The organism is Flavobacterium sp., assembly GCF_036515215.1.
Classification (GTDB): Bacteria; Bacteroidota; Bacteroidia; order Flavobacteriales; family Flavobacteriaceae; genus Flavobacterium.
The window spans coordinates 1-2,674 of record NZ_DATBVQ010000082.1 but is presented as its reverse complement, the minus strand read 5'-3'; the positions used below and the strand labels follow the sequence as shown (position 1 = coordinate 2,674).

At 38.0% G+C, this 2,674-nt stretch carries 2 protein-coding genes and 1 pseudogene; 2 read left to right on the top strand and 1 reads right to left on the bottom strand.

Features of this window, described 5'->3' with window-relative positions; all coding sequences use genetic code 11:
- Nucleotides 1-31 precede the first annotated feature (31 nt).
- Nucleotides 32-1,435 carry a dihydrolipoyl dehydrogenase gene (gene lpdA / locus VIH09_RS05965; RefSeq protein ID WP_331578881.1) on the top strand — a complete coding sequence of 468 codons (1,404 nt, stop codon included), beginning with the start codon at nucleotides 32-34 and terminating at the stop codon, nucleotides 1,433-1,435.
- A gap of 80 nt (nucleotides 1,436-1,515) precedes the next feature.
- Here lpdA and VIH09_RS05960 read toward each other — a convergent pair whose 3' ends face one another.
- The gene (locus VIH09_RS05960) at nucleotides 1,516-1,893 is read right to left on the bottom strand and encodes a DoxX family membrane protein (RefSeq protein ID WP_331578879.1); all 378 of its coding nucleotides are present in this window, start codon (nucleotides 1,891-1,893) and stop codon (nucleotides 1,516-1,518) included.
- 239 nt (nucleotides 1,894-2,132) lie between these two features.
- On the opposite strand from VIH09_RS05960, the pseudogene VIH09_RS05955 reads away from it, so the two are divergent.
- A pseudogene (locus VIH09_RS05955) lies at nucleotides 2,133-2,674 on the top strand (aminodeoxychorismate synthase component I); the annotation flags it as partial.

Genomic DNA, 2,674 nt, shown 5'->3' with positions numbered 1-2,674 from the left:
AACAAACTATAAACGCAAAATAAAATATACTATGAGTTCATTTGACGTAGTCATTATTGGTTCCGGTCCAGGAGGATATGTAGCAGCAATTCGTTGTGCGCAACTAGGCCTAAAAACAGCAATTATCGAAAAATATTCAACTCTTGGCGGGACTTGTCTTAATGTAGGATGTATTCCTTCAAAAGCATTGTTGTCATCTTCTCACCATTATGCTGAAATAGCTCATTTTGCAGATCATGGAATCGAAGTTTCAGGTGAAGTGAAAGTCAATTTGGAGAAAATGATCGCTCGCAAACAAGCGGTTGTGGATCAAACTTCAGGCGGAGTGAAATATTTGATGGACAAAAATAAAATTACCGTTCTGGAAGGATTGGGTTCTTTTGTTGACGCGACTCATGTTGCTGTTGCAAAAGCGGACGGAACTTCTGAAACTGTAGAAGCAAAAAACATCATTATCGCTACAGGTTCTAAACCATCTAATTTGCCTTTTATCAAAATTGATAAAGAAAGAATCATTACCTCTACCGAAGCGTTAAAACTAAAAGAAGTACCTAAACACCTTGTCATTATTGGTGGTGGTGTGATCGGGATTGAACTGGGACAGGTGTATTTACGTCTTGGTGCCCAGGTTTCCGTGGTGGAATATATGGACAGAATCATTCCGGGAATGGATGCTTCCTTGTCTAAAGAATTGACAAAAGTCTTGAAGAAACAAGGAATGAAGTTCTACGTTTCGCATAAAGTAAAATCTGTTGAAAGAAACGGTGAAGGCATAGTAGTTCAAGCAGAAAATTCAAAAGGGGAAACCATAACGCTAGAAGGAGATTATTCTCTTGTATCTGTAGGACGTCGACCTTATACTGATGGATTGAACGCAGACAATGCGGGAGTGAAAATATCGGATAGAGGGATGGTTGAAGTAAATGATCATTTGCAAACTAATATCCCTAACATTTATGCAATTGGCGATGTGGTTCGTGGAGCTATGTTAGCCCACAAAGCCGAAGAGGAAGGGACTATGGTTGCTGAAATCTTGACGGGGCAGAAACCACATATCGATTACAACTTGATTCCGGGTGTTGTTTACACTTGGCCAGAAGTGGCTGCGGTAGGACAAACGGAAGAGCAATTGAAAGCTGCCGGAACAGAATATAAAGTAGGAAGCTTTCCTTTCAAAGCATTAGGGCGCGCTAGAGCAAGTGGGGATTTAGACGGTTTTGTGAAAATCCTTGCGGATGCAAAAACAGACGAGGTTCTTGGAGTGCATATGATTGGTGCTCGTTGTGCGGATTTAATTGCCGAAGCTGTAGTGGCAATGGAATTCAAATCGTCAGCCGAAGATATTTCAAGAATGTCACACGCGCATCCTACCTTTGCGGAAGCGATCAAAGAAGCGGCATTGGCAGCGACTGACAACAGAGCCTTACACGTGTAGTAGAAAAACACAGTTTTATATTTAAAAAGAAACCCGTTCAATGAACGGGTTTCTTTTTGGGTATAATTTGCCAAGAATAATTAGTCTGCTTTAAACAAGCTTTTGTAATTTTCCCAATGAGTAAAAATTAAAAATATGTTTCCTACGAAAACAAATACTGCCAAGGGCAAGTTGTCAGGCGTCAAGAAATAGTTGATTAATAAAATGTTTATGGTTACAGGAAGAATGACAAGATTTGCCAAGGTTGTGTATTTGCCGCTAATAAAGGATATTGCGCAAAGTAATTCTACCGTTTTTGCCAATGGCAACAAATAAGTGGAAGCCACTAATCCGAGTTGAAAGGCTTTAAACTCCCCTACAGCGACTGGCTCGGGGGCTAGGTTGAAAAAATAACTGACGGAAGTATAAAGAAACAGAAGACCAAGTAGCGTTCGAACAATGATGGTAGCGATTTTCATAGTGTTTAGGTTTTATTGGTTATAACTATATGTGTTGCTGTCACACTTTAATTTCTACTATATTATTTTCCATTGGCGACCCGCTAATTAGTCAATTGCGATCTTAATTCAAGAAATGCAAGCGTTTTAGAGTCACTACGTTACTGTAAATTTACAAAAAATATCGACTGATTATTCCTATAATCAGATATTAAAGGTTTTTTTTTGTCGTAATTTTGGGTTTTAAAAAGAATTAATTTTTGAGAACGTCAATTCACAAGCACATTTCAGACCCAAAATTGTTAAAACAACAACTTTTAATCTGGTCACAACAATTCCGTGAAATTATTTTTATGGATAGTAATGATTATCCCCAACAGTATTCCAATTATGACTGTTTGCTGGCTGTGGATGCTTTTACGTCAATAAAAACAGACTCCCAAAATGCTTTTGAGGATTTAAAACAGTATCAACAAACTACCAAGGATTGGATTTTCGGTTACTTGGCCTATGACCTGAAAAATGATGTTGAGCCGTTGCAATCCAACAATTTTGATGGTCTGGAATTTCCGGATCTGTTTTTCTTTCAGCCTAAAAAATTATTTTTATTGAAAGGAGATCAACTTGAAGTGCAATACCTTAGTCTTTGCGAGGATGAATTTGAAGAGGATTTAGAAAATATAGTCGAAAGTCGAAAGTCAAAAGTCGAAACAGAAGAAATTCTAACGATCCATCAACGGATTTCTAAAGAAAATTATCTCGAAAAAGTGTCAAAGATGCTTGCTCATATTCACCAAGGTGA